Here is a 19,452-nt window from a genome sequence, read left to right as displayed (position 1 = left end):
CCCGCTTTGCACGCCCGTGCGCAGGCAAGTCCCCGGCTGACAGGGGCTGACCCCAAATCCCGGCGAAAATACGTCTTTCTGCCCACGCGCGGCCTGCCGCGCGCGACCCTCTGACCTTTGCAGCACAGCATGTTCCCCTTTTCACGCGACAAACAAGACCCGCAGCCCGAGACTCCGGCCGCTGCGCCCAAGGCGGCGCCCGAAGCGCACCCGCTCGACGCCGTGACCGGCGGCGTCTTCTCGGCCGCGACCTCGGGCGAACGTGCCCAGCGCGTGCGCGACTGGCTGGCCACCGACCCCAGCCCCGAGCAGATGCAGGAGGTCTACAAGGACCTGTCGGCCAAGGACAAGGGCGCCGCCAAGGCGCTGCGCGAGCGGCTGGACGACCTGCGCCGCGCCAAGGGCCAGGAAGCCGTCGCCGCCGAATGGCAGGCCAAGGCCGACGCGCTGCTGCAGTCGGCGCGCCTGAACATTGCCGACGCCATGGCCTGGCAGCGCGACGCCGCCAAGGCCGGCGCACCGCTGTCGCGCGAGCCGCTCAGCAGCCTGCGCGCGCAGCTGGTCGAACGCATCAAGAAGTCGAAGACCTGCAGCAGCAGGTGATGGTGCAGCGCGAAGCCGCGCTGCTGCTGGCCCAGCGCATCGAATTGCTGTCCACCAAGCCGCTGGCCGACGCCCAGGCCCAGCAGGCCGGCCTGCAGACCGACGTCGAGCAGTGGCGCGGCCACGCCGCGCAGCTTCTGGCCGACCCGCAATGGCCCAGCGTTGACGCGCGCCACGCGCCGCAGCTGGAGTCGGCGCAAGGCCAGCTGACCGCCGTGTGGGACGCCTTTGGCGCCGTGCTGGCGCAGGCCACCGCCGCCGCGCAGGACCCCGCCGCGCCGCTGCCGCCAGTGCCCGTGTGGGCCGACGAGCTGCGCGCCGCGCGCGGTGAAGCGCCCGCCGCCGCCGCCGAGGCCGCCAAGCCCGCGCGCCCCAAGGTCGACCCCGAACAGCGCGCCGCCGCGCAGAAGGCCGTCGAAACCGGCGCCATGCTGCTGGAGCAGGCCGTCGCCGCCGGCCACACCAAGAACATGAACAGCGCCACCCAGGCGCTGCGCCAGTCGCTCAAGGCCCACGGCCGGCTGATCGACGACGCGCTGGAAGCGCGCGTGCACGCCGCGCTGGTCAGCGCCGGCGAACTCGAAGGCTGGCAGCGCTGGAGCGCCGACAAGCTGCGCGAGCAACTGGTGGCCCGTGCCGAAGCGCTGCTGGTGCGCCGCAAGGTCAAGGGCGCGCCTGCACCGTCGCCGCGTGACGCCGCGGCCGACGTGGCCGAGAACGCCCGCGCCAACGAAGCCGCCGCCACCGAACAGGCCGGCGTGATCGACGCGGCCGCGGCCGCGCCCGCGCCAACGGCCGACGCCCTGGCCCAGAACGCCGAGGCCAACGAAGCCACCGCCGCCACCGAACAGGCTGGCGCGATGCAGGCCGCCGTAGCCGAAGACGCTATCAAATCAGAAGCTGCCGACGCAGATGCAGCGGGCGCTGAAGCCCAAAAAGACGCTCCGTCCGCCGACGAAAGCGCCACGCCCGCCAACGCCCAGGCCAACGAACCCACCGCCGTCACCGAACAGATCGGCGCCGCGCCGGCCGCCGCCGCCGCCCGCGCCGCCCCGGCCGACGACGACGGCGAACTGGTGCCCGCCATGGGCGGCCGCAAGCTGCAGGAAACCATCCGCAAGCTGCGCGAGGAATGGAAGACCGCCGACCAGGGCGGCGCGCCCAACCACGCGCTGTGGAAGCGCTTCGACCGCGCCGTCAACGCCGCGCACAAGCACGTCGACGAATGGCTGGCCAAGGTGCGCGCCGAAGCCGCCGAGCACCGCGCCCAGCGCCTGGCGCTGATCGAAGAGGTCAAGGCCTTTGGCATTGCAGCCCAGGCCCACACCGGCGAAGGCACCGACTGGAAGGCCATCAACCGCCGCATCCACCAGTTTTCCGACCGCTGGCGCAACGCCGGCCACCTGTCTGAAAAGCAGTTTGCCGAATTGCAGCCGCAGTGGAAGGAAGCCATCCACACCGCCGCGCAGCCGCTGGAAGCCGCGCAGAAGCAAAGCACCGCGCGCCGCCAGGCGCTGATCCAGGAAGCCGAAGCGCTGGGCGCCGCGCCGCAACTGCGCATCGACGCCGTGCGCGCCCTGCAGCAACGCTGGCAGGCCGAGGCGCAGGCCGTGCCGCTCGACCGCAAGCACGAACAGAAACTGTGGGACGCCTTCCGCAAGCCCATCGACGAAGCCTTCAACCGCAAGAGCGCCGAGCGCGAACAGCACGCCGCCGCCATGAGCGCGCACGACCGCGCCGTGCTCGAAGCCGCCAAGGCGCTGGAAGCCGCCAACGCCAGCGGCGACGCGCAGCAGATCCGCGCCGCCATGGCGCAGCTGGAAGCCGCCACGCGCGGTCAGGCCGCCGCTGCCGCCGCGCCCGCACCGGCATCGGCCGAAAAACCCGCTGCAGCGCCCGCCGATACGGCGCCGGCCGCTACTGAAACCGAAGCAAGCCCGGCGCCCGAAGGCGAAGGCGGTGACGCCGATGCCGCCGAATCGGCCGCCCCGGCCCCGGCGCCCAAGCCCGCCAAACCCCTCATCGCGATGCGTGGCGACGACCGGCCCGGCGCCAAGCGCGCCGAACCCGCGCCCGCCGGCCGCGGCGGCAAGTTCGGCGACCGGCCGGGCGGTCGCCCCGGTGGCCGCGATGCACGCGGCGGCCCCGGCGGCGACCGCGGTGGCCGCTTCGGTGACCGCCCCGGCGGCGGCCGCTTTGGCGACCGTCCGCCGCGCGACGACCGCGAACCGCGCGGCCCACGCCTGGGCGACGCCGCCTTCCGCGCCCAGCGTGACGCCGTTGAAGCCGCCCAGGCCCAGCTACGCAAGCTGGCCGCGCAGGCCCACGGCGAAACGCTGACCCAACTGCTCGGCGCCTGGGCCGACCGCCAGCCCGACCAGCTGCCCAGCGCGCAAGATCTGGGCCGTGGCGTCAGCGGCGGCACCCGCGGCGCGTGGGCACAGGCCCTGCAGGCCGCCCCGCAAGGCAGCGCCAACGAATCGCTGCTGCGCCTCGAAATGGCCGCCGAAGTGCCCACCCCCGCCGAGCACCTCGACGCCCGCCGCGCCCTGCAACTGCAGTTGCTCACCCGCCGCAATGACCCCGCCCCCGCCGACACCTGGGCGCAAGACGCCGGCAAGGTGTTGGCGACGGCGCACGACGAAGTCACCGCGCGCCGGTTGCAGAACGCGCTGAAGGTGCTGATGCGCAAGTGAGCGTGCGCCGCCCAGCGCCCGCTCGTTGAGAGCGCGGCGCGGCGGCAGCGCGATGGCCGTGCCGCGCGCAGCAGCGGCGATGAAGCTGTCCACGCGCCCCGGACGGCGGTGCGATTCAAGGTGAATTCAGCCCGCATCCCGCGCTGAAACCGCGCAGACAGCTATCGTTTCTGAAGCAATCGATCGGTACGGACAACGATCCATTCCGTCGAAAACCCCCTCTCCCTCTGGGAGAGAGCCTGCCCCCGCGAAGGCGGGGGGCGGGGGTGAGGGCCAGCGACGCGCATGTAGCCGCGCTTCTCTAAGATAAGGGGGCCATGCCCGCCAGCCCCAAGCCCCCATCCCGCTGGTACGAACACAAGATCCCGCCGCCGGTGATCGACTTCGCCGTCGGCGCGCTCATGTGGGCGCTGGCGCGCGGCGTGCCGTCGGCGCAACTCTGGCCCGCGCAACCGTGGTCCGTCACCACGGTGGTGGGCCTGTCCATCGCCCTGGCCGGCGGCGGGTTCGCGCTGGCCGGCGCGCTGGCCTTCCGCCGCGCCCGCACCACCGTCAACCCCCTGTCGCCCCACCGCGCCAGCGCCCTGGTCACCAACGGCATCTACCGCTTCACCCGAAACCCTATGTACCTGGGCATGCTGCTGGTGCTGGCGGGATGGGCGGTGTACCTGGGCAACGCCGTCGCGTTCGTCGGACTGCCGCTGTTTGTCGCAGTACTGAACGCCCTGCAGATCAAGCCCGAGGAGCGCATCCTGCGGGAGCGCTTTGGGGAGCATTTCACGCGCTATGCGGGGCGCGTGCGGCGGTGGATGTGAGATGGTTGGTTTGAATCCGCCAAAAGCCGCGCGAAGACTGACACGCATTGGGTCAGGTCAGATTGACGAGCCGTGGTCCTCAAACGATGGCGAACAGATCCATTCACGTGGAACTGAATCCAAAAGTGGGCCCGCAACTTGTCGGCACCGTGGGAACATTTTGGGCAGTTCGAGTCTTAGCAAATTGACGGCGCCGTCGCAATCGTTGCAGTCGTCCAAGAGATGGAATAGCCGATATCCAAACGACACTAGTGGCTCATCAAAGCTCTGACCGAGCGCCTGATATGCCGTCCACCTGACCAAGCCAAGTGCTACCGAATCGGATGAGGTGTCAGCGGTTATCGCCAATGCAGAGAAATGCGTCTCGAACGGAAGTTTCAATGGACGAGCAGGAAAATCGAATTCTGGTCGTCTCAGGCACGCTTTCGGTCCGTAAATTGATAGCTCACTTAATCCCTGAGGCGCATGATCCGACTTGAGAATCTGGTCGTCTGCCCATGCGACCACCGCTTCGGACGAAACCAGACCAATGCTCCAGAGTGTCAAGATGTTTGACATTGAGTGCATGGGTCAACTCACACGCGCGTAAGCGAACTCGGTGTCCATCGCTACGCCACCGGATAAGTCCCCGCCCTGAAAATGCTCGTATCCACCGTCTCGATCCGCGTGTGCCCGCAGAACGCCATGGTCAGGTCGAGTTCCTTGTGGATGATCTGCAGCGCCTTGGTCACGCCGGCTTCGCCCGCGGCGCCCAGGCCCCACAGGAAGGCGCGGCCGATGTAGGTGCCGCGGGCGCCAAGGGCCCAGGCTTTGAGCACGTCCTGGCCGCTGCGGATGCCGCTGTCCATGTGGACTTCGATCTGACTGCCCACGGCGTCGACGATGGCGGGCAGGGCGGCGATGGCGGAGGGCGCGCCGTCCAGCTGGCGGCCGCCGTGGTTGCTGACGATCAGCGCGTCGGCGCCGCTGTCGACGGCCAGGCGGGCGTCTTCGGGCTCCATGATGCCCTTGATGATGATCTTGCCGCCCCAGCGCTTCTTGATCCATTCGACGTCGCCCCAGTTCAGGCTGGGGTCAAACTGGTCGGCCGTCCAGGCGCCCAGGTTGCTCATGTCGCTGACGCCCTTGACGTGGCCGTGGATGTTGCCGAACTTGCGGCGCGGCGTGCCGGCCATGCCCATGATCCAGCGCGGCTTGGTAGCCAGGTTGATCAGGTTGGCCAGCGTGGGTTTGGGCGGGGTGGACAGGCCGTTGCGGATGTCCTTGTGGCGCTGGCCCAGGATCTGCAGGTCCAGCGTGATGACCAGCGCGCCGCAGCCGGCGGCCTTGGCGCGGTCGATCAGGCGCTCGATGAAGTCGCGGTCGCGCATCACGTACAGCTGAAACCAGAAGCCCTTGCCGGCGTGTTCGGCCACGTCTTCGATCGAGCAGATGCTCATGGTCGACAGGGTGAACGGGATGCCGAACTTGCGCGCGGCGCGCGCGGCGGCGATCTCACCGTCGGCGTGCTGCATGCCGGTCAGGCCCGTGGGCGCAATGGCCACGGGCATGCTGACCGGCTGGCCGATCATGGTGGTGGCGGTGCTGCGGCCTTCCATGTTGACGGCCACGCGCTGGCGCAGCAGGATTTTCTGGAAGTCGTCCTGGTTGGCGCGGTAGGTGCTCTCGGTCCAGCTGCCGCTGTCGGCGTAGTCGTAGAACATGCGCGGCACGCGTTGCTTGGCCAGCAGGCGCAGGTCTTCGATGCAGCAGATCTTGGAAAGGTCGGTCATGGGGGCGTCTCCTCTGACACGAATGCTAGCCCGGATATTTCGCCGTGGCCGTGTTTTTGCCGGCCTTTTCGCAGTGAAAAGTGGATGAAATGGTCGAATCCAGTTCGTTCTGGCCAAAACACTCGACGTCCATCGCATCCCGGCGGCGGGTGCCTGGGCGCGCGGCCTGTCTTGCAGGGGCACCCGGCCCCTGCTGCGCCACGCCGCACACCCATGCATCCCGCGGCCGGGCGCGCTGGACGTCGCCACGATGAAACATCCGGGCTGCTGATCCACGGCAGAATGCAGCCCCATCTTGATAGGGCATGCATGGATACCCTTTGGCAATTTGTGACGCAGTACGGCTACTGGGCGGTGGTGCTTGGCGGCCTGGTGGAAGGCGAGACGCTGTTGATCCTGGCCGGCTTTGCGGCGCGGCTGGGCCACCTGGACCTGCCGGCAGTGATGGCGGTCGGCGCGTTAATGGGCGCGTTGAGCGACGTGCTGCTGTTCAGCGTGGGGCGCTGGCGCGGGCCGCAGGTGCTGGCGCGCTGGCCGCAGGTGCTGCGCTACCGCGAGCGATTCAACCGGCTGGTGGCGCGCTGGGGCATGCTGGTGGTGATCGGCATGCGCTTCATGTACGGCATGCGTTGGGCGGGGCCGATCCTGCTGGGCATGTCCGACATGCCGTGGCCGCGCTTTCTGGCCTTCAACCTGGTGGGCGCGTCGCTGTGGGGTTTTCTGGCCGCGGGCGCCGGCTGGATGTTCGGCGCCGCCGCCCAGGCCATGCTGGCCGACCTGCACGAGGTTCAGGGCTGGGTGCTGGGTGCGCTGGTGGCGCTGGCGCTGGGCCTGGCGGCGTGGCGCGGCTGGCGGGGGCGTGTGCGGCGCGCGGCCGAAGGGAATGAGGAGCGGAATTCGGGCGCTTGATGGGGGTGACCGATGGGCGGGGCTTGCCTGCCGTGCGGGCACAGGACCCACCTGATTCAAGCTATTCCGGCCGCTGGCGCTTGTCTGGCAAGCGCCAGCAGCTATGAAAAGGGAAGGAAACTCAGGTCCGCGCCACCTCGCGCAGCGTCACGAATTCTTCGGCGCTGGTGGGGTGGATGCCGATGGTGGCGTCGAACTGGGCCTTGGTGGCGCCGCACTTCAGCGCCACGGCAAAGCCCTGCACGATCTCGCCGGCGTCGGCGCCGACCATGTGCAGGCCGACCACGCGGTCGCTGGCGGCGTCGACGATGAGCTTGACCAGCGTGCGTTCGCTGCGGCCGGACAGCGTGTGCTTCAGCGGCTTGAAGTCGCCGCGGAACACACGGATGGCGTCGAACTTCTGGCGCGCCTGCGCTTCGGTCAGGCCCACGGTGCCCACGGGCGGGTGGGTGAACACGGCGGTGGGGATGGTGTCGTAATCCATGGTGCGCACCGGCTTGCCGGGCGCGGGGCCGAACAGGTGGTCGACCAGCGCCATGGCCTCGGCCAGCGCGACGGGCGTCAGCTCCAGCCGGCCCACCACGTCGCCCAGCGCGTGGATGCTGCGCACGTGGGTGGCGAAGTGGGCGTTGACCTGCACGGCGCCGTTGTCGGCCTGCTTGACGCCCACCTCGGCCAGCCCCAGCCCTTCGACGTTGGGCTGGCGGCCGGTGGCGTACAGCACCACGTCGGCTTCGAGCGGCGTGCCGTCGCTCAGCAGCAGGCGGCGGACACCGCCATCGCCGGCTTCGATGCGCGCCACGTCGCAGTGCACGCGCACGTCGACGCCGGCCTTGCGCATTTCGTCGGCCGTGAAGTTGCGCACCTCGTCGTCGAAGCCGCGCAGGATCTGCTCGCCGCGGTACAGCAGCGTGGTCTGCGCGCCCAGGCCGTGGAAGATGCTGGCCATCTCGCAGCCGATGTAGCCGCCGCCCACCACCACCAGCCGCCGGGGCAGCGTGGGCAGGTCGAACATGTCGTCGGACGTGACGACGAGCTCGCGCCCCTCGATGCCCGGCACGTGTGGCTTGCCGCCGGTGGCGATCAGGATGTGGCGCGCGCTGTGGCGCGTGGTGGCGCCGTCTTCGGCCGTCACCTCCACCGTGTGGGCGTCCACGATGCGCCCGCGGCCCTGCAGGCGCTGCACGCCGGCGTTGACCATCAGGCCGTCGTAGATGCCGTTCAGCCGCTCGATCTCGCGCGCGCGGTTCGCCTTCAGCGTGGGCCAGTCGAGCGAGGGCGCGTGCGCCAGTTCCCAGCCGAAGCCGCGCGCTTCGACAAAGGCTTCGGCGTAATGCGCGGCGTAGCTGTAGAGCTTCTTGGGGATGCAGCCGACGTTGACGCAGGTGCCGCCCATGCGCCCGCTTTCAACCATGCCGACGCGCACGCCGCGCGTGGCCGCCATGCGCGCCGCCCGCACGCCGCCGGAGCCGCCGCCAATGACAAAAAGATCGAAGTCGTGAGTCTGCCGTGGGTTCATGGGGGCATTGTGGGGCAGGGCGCGGCGTCTGACTGGCGAGGGGTTGAGCGTGTCCACCGGGACGGGGTGGAGCCCATGCGTCGCAGCGCTCAACGCGGCGCCTTGGTCGTCTTGACGGCGGCGCCGCGCACTTCAATCCGGCGCTGGTCGAAGACGCGGCCGGCGGCGTCGCGCAACTGCACCACGTGGCGGCCGGGCCAGGGCAGCCACTGGGCCTGCGCGCCGCGGCCGACTTCGCGCGTGCCGATCCACCAGCGCAGGCTGGCGGGCGAGGCGGCGCCGGCATCGGCCAGCAGGGTCAGGCGCTGGCGCGCGGGCGGGATGTCGGGGTCAAGCGCGAGGATGGTGCCGTCCTGCGGCGCGGTGATGCGTGCGGGCACGGCGGCCTGGTCGGCGGATGAGGGGTTGAATCGTGCGCCAGCGCTGGATGGACGGGCGATTCCTGCTTTCGAATCCATAGCAAACAGCGGCTGCTCGGTGCCGGCCACAAACCATTCGTCGCGCGCCGCCTCCAGGCCGTCGCCAAAGCGCACGGCCGCGCGTTGCACGCCGGCCGGCGGCGCGGGGGCGCGCGACCGCGCACGCGCGTGCAGATGGCGCATCAGCGTGGCCCACACCGGCGCGGCACCGCTGGTGCCGCTCACGTCCCACATGGCCGCGCCGCTGGCGTTGCCGACCCAGACGCCGACGGTGTAGCGCGCGCTGTAGCCCACCGCCCAGTTGTCGCGCATGTCCTTGCTGGTGCCGGTCTTGACGGCGGTCCACACGCGCGTGGCCAGCACCGAGTCGGTGCCGAAGGTGCGCGAGCGGGCGTTCGGGTCGCTCAGGATGTCGCCCACGATGAAGGCGGCGGCGGGGTCGAGGGCGGGCGTGCAGGCGGTCGCGCCCGCGTGCGCCGGGGTCTTGCTCCCTCGCCCCTCTGGGGAGAGGGCTGGGGTGAGGGGTTGCGCGGCGGTATTCGGCGCTGACTTGCCCTCACCCCTGCCCTCTCCCGCCAGCGGGAGAGGGAGTGAAGCCGCGCCAGCGGGCCGCAAGCGCACCGGGCACAGCTGCCCGCCGCGGGCCAGCGCGCGAAACGCGTTGGTCAGCTGCAGCAGACTGACCTCGGCGCTGCCCAGCGCCAGGCTGTAGCCATAGTGGTCGCCGTCTTCTTTCAGCGGGATGCCCAGCGCCCGCAACTGGCGGGCAAAGGCGTCGGGCGACACCATGACCAGCGTGCGCACCGCTGGCACGTTGAGCGAGGCGGCCAGCGCCACCCGCGCCGACACCGGGCCCTTGAACTGGCGGTCGTAGTTCTGCGGGATGTAGAGGCCGCTGGCGGTCTGCAGCTGTTCGGGCGAATCGTCGAGCAGGCTGGCGGCGGTCAGGCGCCGTTCGGCGATGGCCTGGGCGTACAGAAACGGCTTCAGCGTGCTGCCGGCCTGGCGCAGCGCAGTGACGCCGTCCACCTCGGCCGCCGCGCTCAGCGGGCCGGTGGAGCCGACCCAGGCCAGCACGTCGCCGCTGGCGTTGTCCAGCACCACCACGGCGCCGTCGGCCACGTTGCGGCCATGCAGCTCACGCACCTGGCGCTGCAGGGTATCCAGTGCCAGGCGCTGCAGCGTGCCGTCCAGCGTGCTGCGCAGCGCGGCCGGGGGCACGTCGGCCGGCGCGGCGGCCAGCAGGCGGCGCGCGGCGTGCGGCGCGATGCCTTCGCTGGGGGCAAAGGCGCGGCGGGTCAGCACGGCCTCGACCTGCATGTCCAGCGCCACGCAGTCCGCCGGCGCGCCGGGGCGCATGGCGCGCAGCACGTCGCAGGCGCGCCGCGCCACCGCCGCGGGACGCGCGTTGGGCGCGCGCACCAGCGCGGCGGCGATGGCGGCCTCGCTGTCCTGCAGGCCGTGCGGCGCCTTGGCGAACAGCGTGCGCGACAGCGCGTCGATGCCCACCAGTTCGCCGCGGAAGGGCACCAGATTGAGGTAGGCCTCCAGGATCTGGTCCTTGCGCCAGGCGGATTCGAGCCGCGTAGCCATCACGGCCTGGCCGATCTTCTGGCGCAGGCTGCGGCCGCCGCTGCCCAGCCGCAGGTCGTCGTCCAGCAGGCCGGCCAGCTGCATGGTCAGCGTGCTGGCGCCGCGCGTGCGGGTGTTCCACAGGTTGGCCCAGGCTGCGGCCGACACGGCGCGCCAGTCGACGCCGCTGTGTTCGTGAAAGCGCCGGTCTTCCGAATACAGCACCGCCTGCCGCAGGGCGGGCGAGATGTCGGCCAGCGCCACCCAGTCGCCGCGGCGGGCGCTGGCGTCGCTGCGCAGCCGGTGAATGGGCTGGCCGGCGCGGTCCAGCAGCACCGTGTCAGACGCCTGCCAGTCGGCCCGCACTTGGGCAAACCCCGGCACGGCGCGCGCCGGCAGCACCGCGCACAACACCAGCGCGGCGACCAGCCATCGAGACCATCGCACCACCATGCCCCCATTGTCGGGCGTGGCCTACATACAAAAAGCAACACAAAGGGCTTAATAGCGCTAATATGGCGACCATCAGAACAGATGGTTACATGTAGGGCAGGCAAGAAGCATGTTGCGCTGGTTCAGCAGGAAAAAAGTGGCCACAGCCGAGGCGGGGCTCGCCGTGCCAGCCGGGTTGGACGACTGGGTCGATACCGTGCCCTTTGAGCGCCACGACGCGGCGCTGGGCGGCCATGTCACGGATACGCCCGCGGCCCAGCCGTGGGCGCTCACCGAGAGCGACGCGGCGCCCGCCGACCCGGTTGCCGCCGAGCAACGCCGGCTGGCGGCGCTGGACGCGCGGGGTGACGACGCCTATCGCTACGTGGCCGAAGCCGCCGCCCGCATCTGCCAGACACCGATCGCCGCCATCACGCTGTCCGATGGCGGCCGCTGGTGGCTTGAAGCCGGTGTGGGCGTCAGCGCCGAGCGCGCCGTGGCGCTGGCCTCGGGATGGCGCGGGCCGGCGCTGCCGGGCGCCTCCATCACCGTGATGAGCGACAGCGAAGGGCGCCTCAAGTCGGTGGCGCAGCAGGGCATCCGCTCGTACGCCGCGGTGGCGCTGGACACGGCGCAGGACGTGCCCGTGGGCACGCTGTGGGTGGCCGATGCCCTGCCGCGTGAATTTTCACCCGTGCAGTTGCGCACACTGCAACTGCTGGCGCGGCAGACCGCGCTGCTGCTGGACGCGCGCGCACGGTCCATGGCCTGATCGGCCCGCAGCGCTTGCCTGTCAAGCGCGGGGTGCTATGGTTTTAGGTGCAAATCGTCACCGCACCTGCACGCGCGCGTTGGGTGCCTCTCCGTGCATCTCAGGGGCGTACAGGGCTTCGACGCGGCTCGGCGGCAGCTGGAAGGTGCCCGGGTTGTTCAGACGTACCGTGTACTGCACCGTCACCGTGCCCTTGGGCAGGTATTCGTAATAGCTGCGGAAGGCTTCGAAGCTGCGCTCCTCGTAGGCCGGCCAGCCGCTGCCGTCGCGGCGCTCGTTCTGCGGGGCGATCTCGCTGTCGCGCCCCAGGCCGCTGCCCAGGATGGTGGCCCCGCCCGGCACCGGGTCGGTGATGGCGACCCAGGTCATGTCGCTGGCGGCGGTGACTTCGAGTGACACGCGCAGCACGTCGCCGCGCGAATACTGCCCGGCCGGCAGGGTCTTGTCGGCCTGCTCGACCGGTGTGATGGTCTTCCGGATCTGGTAGCCGGCAGCGAACGGCGCCGTCAGCGGCACGGCGGCCAGCGACTGCAGCGTGAGCCAGGGCTTGCCGCTGCCCTCGTGCGTCACCGTCAGCGGCGCCTTGGCGGGTGGCCAGGGCAGCAGCAGGGTGTTGTTGACGTACTGGCTTGGCGCGCCGAGGCGCGGGCCGGCGGAGGCCGCGCCCTGCGGGTCGGCGGGCTTGGCGCGCGCGACCTGCGACCAGTGGATTTGCTCCTTGGCGTCACCCAGCGTGGCGCGCGTGGTGCCCGACACGGCTGCCGACTCGCGCGCCTGCGCGAAGGCCTGCAGCGCCAGGCTGCCCCACAGGTTGGCGGCGGTGGTGTTCCAGGCGCCGCCTTGCTGGCGCGCGATGAAGCCGTTGGCGATGCGCGGCAGGTCGTCCTTCCACGCCGGGTCGTCCAGCACGGCGAGCAGCAGGCGCGCGCTATTGACGTCGCCGCCGGCCATCAGCCACCACCAGTGGTCTTCGCGCTCGGTGCTGAAGGCCAGGCGCGTGCCCTGGTACGACAGGCGCGCGCGCAGCACCTGGTCGGCTTCGTGCAGGCGGGTGCGCTGATCGGCCACGCCGGGCACCCGCTTCAGCACGTTGATCCAGTCGATGACGGCGCTGGTCGGCCACTGGTGGGGCGCCACTGTGATGCTGCCCAGCATGGCGGCGCGCGCCGCGCCGTGGCGCGACAGCGCTTCCAGCGCGGCGATCTTGCGCACGTCCAGGTCGCTGCGCGGCGACCAGAACTTGCGCTCGATGCGCCCTTCGACAAACGCCGTCAGCCCGGCGATCATGCGCGCCCGCACGCTGTCGGGCAGCGCAAAGGCGGGGTTGAGGCGTGCTGCCTCGTGGGTCGATGACAGCAGGGCGGCGGTGAGGATGTCGCTGCCGCGGTCCTCGGTGCCTGCGCGCGGCGGAAAGTAATACGCCAGCCCGTCGCCGTCCAGATAGGCCGGCAACTGCGCCGCGGTCTGCTGCCACAGCTTTTCGTCGCGCAGGCCGATGGCGATGCTGGCCTTCTGTTCCAGGCACGAATAGGGATAGCGCGCAAACCAGTCGCGTACGCCCGGCAGACCGTCGGCCAGGCGGGGCAGCAGCGTCAACCGCACGCCGCCGCGCCCGGCCAACGCGCCCGTCGGCGCGGCCACGTCCTGCGTCAGCGGGCCGTCCAGCTGCACCAGCGTGGCCTGCTGCACGGTGACGGGCACGGCGGGCAGCACGCGCTGGCTGACCTTGAGCGCGTCGCGCGCGCCGCGGGTTTCGTCGCGCGCCTCGATCTCCCACAGGATCTGCTCCGACCGCAGCGCCGCCAGTTCGGGCGGCACGGTCACGTCCCAGGCGAGCTCGCGCGCTTCGCCGGCCGGCACGTCGGCAGTCTGCGGTTTCAGCGTCAGCAGCGTGGCGCGCGGCGTCAGCTGCACCTTCATCGGCTGCGCCGTGGTGTTGCGCACCGTGAGCAGCGCGCGGAAGGCATCGCCGCCGCGCACCAGCGGCGGCAGGCCGCTGATGATCTGCAAGTCCTGCGTGGCGCGCAGGCTGGCGCGGCCGGTGCCGAACAGGCCGGTGCCGCTGTCGCCGATGGCGACCACGCGGAAGCGGGTCAACGCGTCGTTCAGCGGCACGTCGATACTCGCGCGGCCCTGCGCGTCCAGCACGACGCGCGGGTTCCACAGCAGCAGGGTGTCCAGCAGTTCGCGCGTGGGCGCGCCACCGCCGCCGTCGCCGCCTGCGGGCACGGCCTTGCGCCCGTAGTGGCGGCGGCCGACGATTTCCATCTGCGCCGTGGCCGTCTGCACACCCCAGGCACGGCGCTGCAGCATGGCGTCGAGCACGTCCCAGCTGCGGTTGGGCATCAGCTCCAGCAGCGCTTCGTCCACCGCCGCCACGGCCACTTCGGCGTGGGCGGCGGGCTGGCCGTCGGGCAGCTTTGCCTCGATGGTCACGTGCGCGGTGGCGCGCACGGGGTAGCTGTCCTTGTCGGGCTTGACGGCGATGTCGATGCGGTGCGCTTCGGTGCCGACGCGGATCTCGGCCATGCCGAGGCGGAATGCCGGCTTGCTGAGGTCGACCATGGCCGTCGGCGCCACGTACTCCTTGCGGTCGTTCCAGAACGCGTCCCACCATTCGCGCGGGCGCTGGTAGCCCCAGGTGAAGAAGCTGTACCACGGCACGTCGATCAGCCGCCCGCGCAGCGCCAGCACGCTGATGTAGACGTTGGGCGACCAGTCGGCGCCGACCTTCAGGCTCACGGTCGGGTCGTCGCCGCGCAGTTCCACCACCTGCGTCTCGACGATGCCCTCGCGCTCGACCGCCACCAGCGCCGTCGCGCGGCGGAACGGCATGCGCACCTGCAGGCGCACGGTGTCGCCCACGGCGTATTGCTTCTTCTCGGGCAGCACGTCCATGCGGTCGTGGTTGTCACCGCCGAACCACAGCTCGCCCTGGCGCGTGACCCACACCGACGTGGCCGCCTGCGCCACGCGGCCCTGCGCGTCGCGCGCGCTCACCACCAGCTCGACCTCGCCCGGCTGGCTGAGCTTGGCGTTGCACACCAGCAGGCCGCGCGCGTCGCTGGTGCCGGTGCACACGGTGCCCAGGTCCTTGGTCTCGGTGCGGTTGTCGTAGGTGTAGAAGCCGCCCACCATGCGCTTGCGGCTGGTGGTGGTGATGCGGGCGATGGCTTTCACGTCCAGCGGGACGCCGGCCTGGGGCTTGCCGTTCAGGTCGAGCGCCAGCGCCTGCAACTGCATCGACTGGCTGGCCGACACCCAGCCTTCGGCACGCACGCCCGCGATGACGGCGGCTGGCCACAGCGTCGTGTTGCCGCGCAGCGTCTGCAGCTCGCCATTGGGGTCGGCGTAGGTGGCTTCGAGCACCAGGTCGCGCGGGCGGGTCGCGGCGGGCAGATCGGGCACCGTCACCTGGCCCTGGCCCTGCCGGTCCAGCGTGACGGGCAGCTTGTCGGCCACCACGCGCTGGTCCTGGCGGGCGGCGGCTTCTTCTTCGCCGTCACCGTCGGTCTGCGTCGTGCCGCGGGCGCGCGGCGGCTCGAAGGTGAACTCGGCGTATTCGTCGAAGCGCGGCACGCGCGCGCGGGTCAAGGCCGACACGCGCACCGGCAGCCCGGCGGCGGGCCCGCCCGACACGTAGCCCACCTGCAACTGCAGCGGCACACTGGCGGTGGCCACCAGCGGGTCTTTTGACTGCGGCGCGATGCTGCCCTGGTACACCGGCAGGCGGAATTCCTCGACGCGGAACTGGCCGGTCTGCACCGTTTCGCCACCTTCTTCGGCCCCTGTGGCGCCGGCGCGGCGCGGCAGGCGCATCGACACCTGGTACACGCCCAGCTTGGCGGCGGCGGGCACGGCAAAGCTGCTGTCGGCGCTGCGCCCGCCGGTGGCGGTGGCGCGCCAGGCCAGCGGCTGGGTGAATTCCTGCCCGCTGCCGACGTGGGTGATGACCAGCGTGGCCGGGTTGGCCGCCGGCAGGCCAAAGCCGCCGGGCGTCTCGGTGCGCAGCAGGTGCTTCATCGATACCGTTTCGCCGGCGCGCAGCAGCACGCGGTCGAGCACGCTGTGCGCGCGCAGGTCGGGCTGGGGGTCGCTGCTGGTGGGCACGTTGAAGCGCCACGGCTCGATGCCGCGCTGCCACGACGACCATGTGAAGGCCATGTCGGGCGAGCCGCGGCTGTCGGCGCGCGCGCTGACGAAATACGCCTGCTGGAAGTCGGCGTAGAAGTCTTCGCCCTGCGAGCAGCGCGGCGGCTCGGGCGACAGGCCCTTGAAGCGCGCGATGCCCTGTGCGTCGGTGCTGGCCTGGGCCAACGGCTTGCCGTGGCAGTCCGACACCTGCACGCGCGCGCCTTCCACCGGCCGGCCGTTGTCGAGCGTGGTCACCCACGCCAGTGCGTCGCCACGCCCCAGCTTGAAATGCACCCCCAGGTTGGTGACCAGCGCCGAGGTGCGCACCACCATGGCGCGCTCGGCGCCGTACTTCGGGTTGAGCAGGGCCTGGCCGAGACGGGGCGAATTCAGCTCCAGCACATGAAAGCCCGGCGCCAGCGGAAGGCCGACCACCTCGAACGGCCGCTCGGCGCCGCCACCGCCCTGGCTGGGCGGGGGCGGCACGTCGATCGTCTTGACGTCGGTGCGGCCCTGCAGCAGCGACAGCGTGCGTGACTCCACCATGTCCTTGGTGTCGTCGTTCACCGGGGGCGGCAGCGCGCGCTTCAGGTCCTTGGCGGCCCAGGCGCGCGGCAGCAGGGCCTGGTCGTAGCGTTGCACGCGGGTGAACCAGGCAATGATCTCCGCGTCGCCCTGCGGCTGCAGGTGACTGACGGGCAGCGCGCGCGTCTGCAGCGACGGCTCGACATAGCGCAGCGTCAACGGCAGCAGGGCGGGGCCGCCCGGCCCTTCGGCAAAGCGCTCGACGATGCCGAACGGCGCGGCGGCGAACTTGGCCAGCGGCGGCATCGGCCCGGTCGCCACGCGCATCGGGAAGCTGGTCGCGTTGACCGGCGGGCGGCCACTGGCGTCCTTCAGGTCGGGCGGCAGCGTCAGCGTGAAGCTGCTGCGCTCGGGCAGCGGGTGCGGAAACTGCACGTGCTCGACCAGCGCGTCGGCGTCGGTGCCGGCGTCGATGATCGGCTCATGCTCTACCCGGTCGCTGCGCAGCCGCACCAGCGCGGCCAGGCGGCGCGGCACCGGCGCGCTGAAGCGCAACTCAAGCGGCCGGATCGGCATGCAAGCGGCCTGGGCATTCTCACGCTCGCACGAAAAACTGGCGCTGAACGGCTCGCGCACCTGGTAGGCGAAGCGCCGCTCAACGCGGTTGGCCACCCCGCTGGGTGTGACCACGCCCGCGCCGTAGACCACCTGCAAGCGGCTGCCCGCCGTCAGCCTACGGTTGCACTGGAAGGCGGCGTGCCGCAGCGGCGCGCGCTCGGCGTCCTTGTCCCAGCCCAGGTGCTTGAACAGCGCGGCGCGCGCGTCGGCGGCCAGCGGCCGCACCGGCACGCGTTCGCCCAGGCCGTCGACCGCACACCACAGCTGGGCCGCCAGGCTCTCGGGCGTCGCATCGCCGTTCAGGCGGATCGCGAAGGCCTGTTCTTCCTCGATGGCTTCGGACGGTGCGGGCACGATGCGCTGCACGAACGGGCCGCCGGTTTGAAACGCGTGGCTGGTCGGCCCCGCCCACGTGCCGCCGCTGGTGGAGCGAAAGCCCGGCACCGCGTCTGCCCGGCAGCGCACGCCGGGCGGCAGGTCGGCCTCGAAGTCGTACACCCACTCGCGCGCGCTGGTCCAGCGGCCCTGGCCGCGCGATGCGGCGGCGTTGTCGCAACTCAGCTTGAACGGCGTGGGGGCCTTGGCGTCGCCAAAGGCGACCATGGCTTCGCTGAACTGCGCCGTGACCTGCCGCACGCGGGACACTTCGCCCTGCGGGCTGAAGGTGGTCACCGTGAAGGCATGGGCCAGCGGCGTGGCCAGCAGCAGGCCCGCCAGCGCGCTCAGGCGCAAGGGCTGGGCGGGGCAGCGCAGCGCGTGGCGAACGCCGGAAAAGGCCAGAGGCATGCAAACTCCAGAGCAAGGTGCCGCTGCCGCCGCTTGCGCGGGCAGCGTCGGCTGTGCTGCGAGGGTATCAAACGGATGTTTCACCGCCCGTAACCGCCTGCGCAGGACGGGCAGGGCGGCGCGGCCTGGGTAGGGTGCACTCCCGGGTGCCTGCCGCAACGGGGGTGGCGCGCCTGGCCCGCCGCACGGCTCGGGGCCTGCGCGCGTATTGCTCAGCGCAAGAGGCGCCGGATTCAATCAAAAACGCGCCTGACGCTTGACCCATCAGCGCATAGCGCTATCAATAACAGAGCAAATCAGGTGCCGCCCAGCCGCGCCCGATGCCGCGCCATCTGCGCCTTGACCTGCGCCGGCGCGGTGCCGCCCAGCGTGTGGCGGGCGTTCAGGCTGCCGCGCAGGCTCAAGCAATCGAACACGTCTTTTTCGATGGCGGGGTGGAATTCCTGCAGCACCTTGAGCGGCAACTCGGACAGGTCGCACGCGTGCGACTGCGCCGCCTTGACGGCGTGCGCCACGGTTTCGTGCGCATCGCGGAAGGGCAGTCCCTTCTTCACCAGGTAGTCGGCCAGATCGGTCGCGGTGGCATAGCCTTTTTGCGCCGCGGCTTCCATGGCGGCGGCGTTGACGCTGATGCCGCCTTCCTTGGCGCCGGTCTGCGGGTTAACCTGCCCGCCGATCATCTCGACAAAGATGCGCAGCGTGTCGCGCAGCGTATCGACGGTGTCGAACAGCGGCTCCTTGTCTTCCTGGTTGTCCTTGTTGTAGGCCAGCGGCTGGCCCTTCATCAGGGTGATCAGGCCCATCAGGTGACCGACCACGCGGCCGGTCTTGCCGCGCGCCAGTTCGGGCACGTCGGGGTTCTTCTTCTGCGGCATGATCGACGAGCCAGTGGTGAAGCGGTCGGCGATGCGGATGAAGGCGAAATTCTGGCTCATCCACAAGATCAGCTCTTCGGAGAGGCGGCTGATATGCACCATCACCAGCGACGCCGCGGCGGCGAATTCGATGGCGAAGTCGCGGTCGCTCACCGCGTCCAGGCTGTTCTGGCAGACGCCGTCCATGCGCAGCGTTTTGGCGACGCGTTCACGATCCAGCGGGTAGGTGGTGCCGGCCAAGGCGGCGCTGCCCAGCGGCAACTGGTTGACACGGCGGCGCACGTCGTTCATGCGCGACTCGTCGCGCGCAAACATCTCGACATACGCCAGCAGGTGGTGCGCAAAGCTCACCGGCTGCGCCACCTGCAGGTGGGTGAAGCCGGGCAGGATCACGTCCACATTTTTTTCGGCCACGTCGACCAGCGCGCCCTGCAGCTCGCGCAGCAGTCCGGTGATCAGGTCGATCTCGCCGCGCAGCCACAGCCGGATGTCGGTGGCCACCTGGTCGTTGCGGCTGCGCCCGGTGTGCAGGCGCTTGCCGGCGTCGCCCACCAGTTGCGTCAGGCGCGCCTCGATGTTCAGGTGCACGTCTTCCAGCGCCAGTTGCCAGTCGAACGCGCCGCTCTCGATCTCGGCGCTGATCTGCGCCATGCCGCGCTGGATGGCGGCCAGGTCGTCGCCGGAAATGATGCCCTGCGCGGCCAGCATGTCGGCGTGCGCCAGGCTGCCCTGGATGTCGGCGGCGGCCAGGCGCTTGTCGAAGAACACGCTGGCGGTGTAGCGCTGCACCAGCTCGCTCATCGGCTCGCTGAACAGCGCCGACCAGGCTTCGGATTTCTTGTCGAGTTGGTTGGAGGACATGGCAAAAGAGAATAATGGGACGCCGCGCGACGGACGGCGCCGCAGGACGGACGAGCGTGCCGACTGCCGGTCTAAACTGCACCGGATTTCACCACGACCCGCCGAGCATGAAACGCACACCGACGAAAGGCCGCGGCGCAGGCC

The 19,452-nt window shown here is 70.8% G+C and carries 10 protein-coding genes; 5 read left to right on the top strand and 5 right to left on the bottom strand.

What is annotated here, in order from left to right:
• The first annotated feature begins 129 nt into the window (after positions 1 to 129).
• The 3 genes from R0D99_RS11795 to R0D99_RS11785 all read left to right on the top strand — a co-directional run bounded on the left by R0D99_RS11795 (position 130) and on the right by R0D99_RS11785 (position 4,114).
• Positions 130 to 603 (top strand): hypothetical protein, encoded by a 474-nt coding sequence (locus R0D99_RS11795; RefSeq protein ID WP_317748384.1) that lies wholly within the window; start codon positions 130 to 132, stop codon positions 601 to 603.
• Positions 603 to 3,299: a DUF349 domain-containing protein gene (locus tag R0D99_RS11790; protein ID WP_317748383.1), complete on the top strand. Its 2,697-nt coding sequence runs from the start codon at positions 603 to 605 to the stop codon at positions 3,297 to 3,299. The genes R0D99_RS11795 and R0D99_RS11790 overlap by 1 nt, the downstream gene beginning before the upstream one ends.
• 317 nt (positions 3,300 to 3,616) lie before the next feature.
• The gene (locus tag R0D99_RS11785; protein WP_317748382.1) at positions 3,617 to 4,114 is read left to right on the top strand and encodes an isoprenylcysteine carboxylmethyltransferase family protein; all 498 of its coding nucleotides are present in this window, start codon (positions 3,617 to 3,619) and stop codon (positions 4,112 to 4,114) included.
• Positions 4,115 to 4,722: 608 nt separating this feature from the next.
• Here R0D99_RS11785 and R0D99_RS11780 read toward each other — a convergent pair.
• Positions 4,723 to 5,886, bottom strand: coding sequence for an alpha-hydroxy acid oxidase (locus R0D99_RS11780; RefSeq protein WP_317748381.1), 1,164 nt, complete (start codon positions 5,884 to 5,886; stop codon positions 4,723 to 4,725).
• Between the two features lie 309 nt (positions 5,887 to 6,195).
• Between R0D99_RS11780 and R0D99_RS11775 the strand changes: the two genes are divergently transcribed.
• On the top strand, positions 6,196 to 6,795 hold the full coding sequence (locus R0D99_RS11775) for a DedA family protein (protein WP_317748380.1): 600 nt from the start codon (positions 6,196 to 6,198) through the stop codon (positions 6,793 to 6,795).
• Positions 6,796 to 6,916: 121 nt separating this feature from the next.
• Here R0D99_RS11775 and gorA read toward each other — a convergent pair whose 3' ends face one another.
• Entirely contained in the window at positions 6,917 to 8,314 is a 1,398-nt protein-coding gene (gorA, locus tag R0D99_RS11770; RefSeq protein ID WP_317748379.1) for a glutathione-disulfide reductase, read from the bottom strand.
• Between the two features lie 89 nt (positions 8,315 to 8,403).
• Complete coding sequence (gene pbpC, locus R0D99_RS11765) at positions 8,404 to 10,758, bottom strand: penicillin-binding protein 1C (protein ID WP_317748378.1); 2,355 nt, start codon at positions 10,756 to 10,758, stop codon at positions 8,404 to 8,406.
• Positions 10,759 to 10,894: 136 nt separating this feature from the next.
• On the opposite strand from pbpC, the gene R0D99_RS11760 reads away from it, so the two are divergent.
• Positions 10,895 to 11,509, top strand: coding sequence for a GAF domain-containing protein (locus R0D99_RS11760; protein ID WP_317748377.1), 615 nt, complete (start codon positions 10,895 to 10,897; stop codon positions 11,507 to 11,509).
• 57 nt (positions 11,510 to 11,566) lie between these two features.
• Here R0D99_RS11760 and R0D99_RS11755 read toward each other — a convergent pair whose 3' ends face one another.
• Together R0D99_RS11755 and argH are read right to left on the bottom strand one after the other, a co-directional pair.
• Positions 11,567 to 17,572 (bottom strand): alpha-2-macroglobulin family protein, encoded by a 6,006-nt coding sequence (locus R0D99_RS11755; RefSeq protein ID WP_317748376.1) that lies wholly within the window; start codon positions 17,570 to 17,572, stop codon positions 11,567 to 11,569.
• Positions 17,573 to 17,868: 296 nt separating this feature from the next.
• The gene (gene argH / locus R0D99_RS11750; RefSeq protein ID WP_317748375.1) at positions 17,869 to 19,308 is read right to left on the bottom strand and encodes an argininosuccinate lyase; all 1,440 of its coding nucleotides are present in this window, start codon (positions 19,306 to 19,308) and stop codon (positions 17,869 to 17,871) included.
• Positions 19,309 to 19,452: the final 144 nt, after the last annotated feature.

Source organism: Ottowia sp. SB7-C50 (assembly GCF_033110285.1).
Taxonomy (GTDB): domain Bacteria; phylum Pseudomonadota; class Gammaproteobacteria; order Burkholderiales; family Burkholderiaceae_C; genus Ottowia.
Note: the sequence above shows the minus strand (reverse complement) of the source record. Positions and strands in the feature narration are given on the sequence as shown.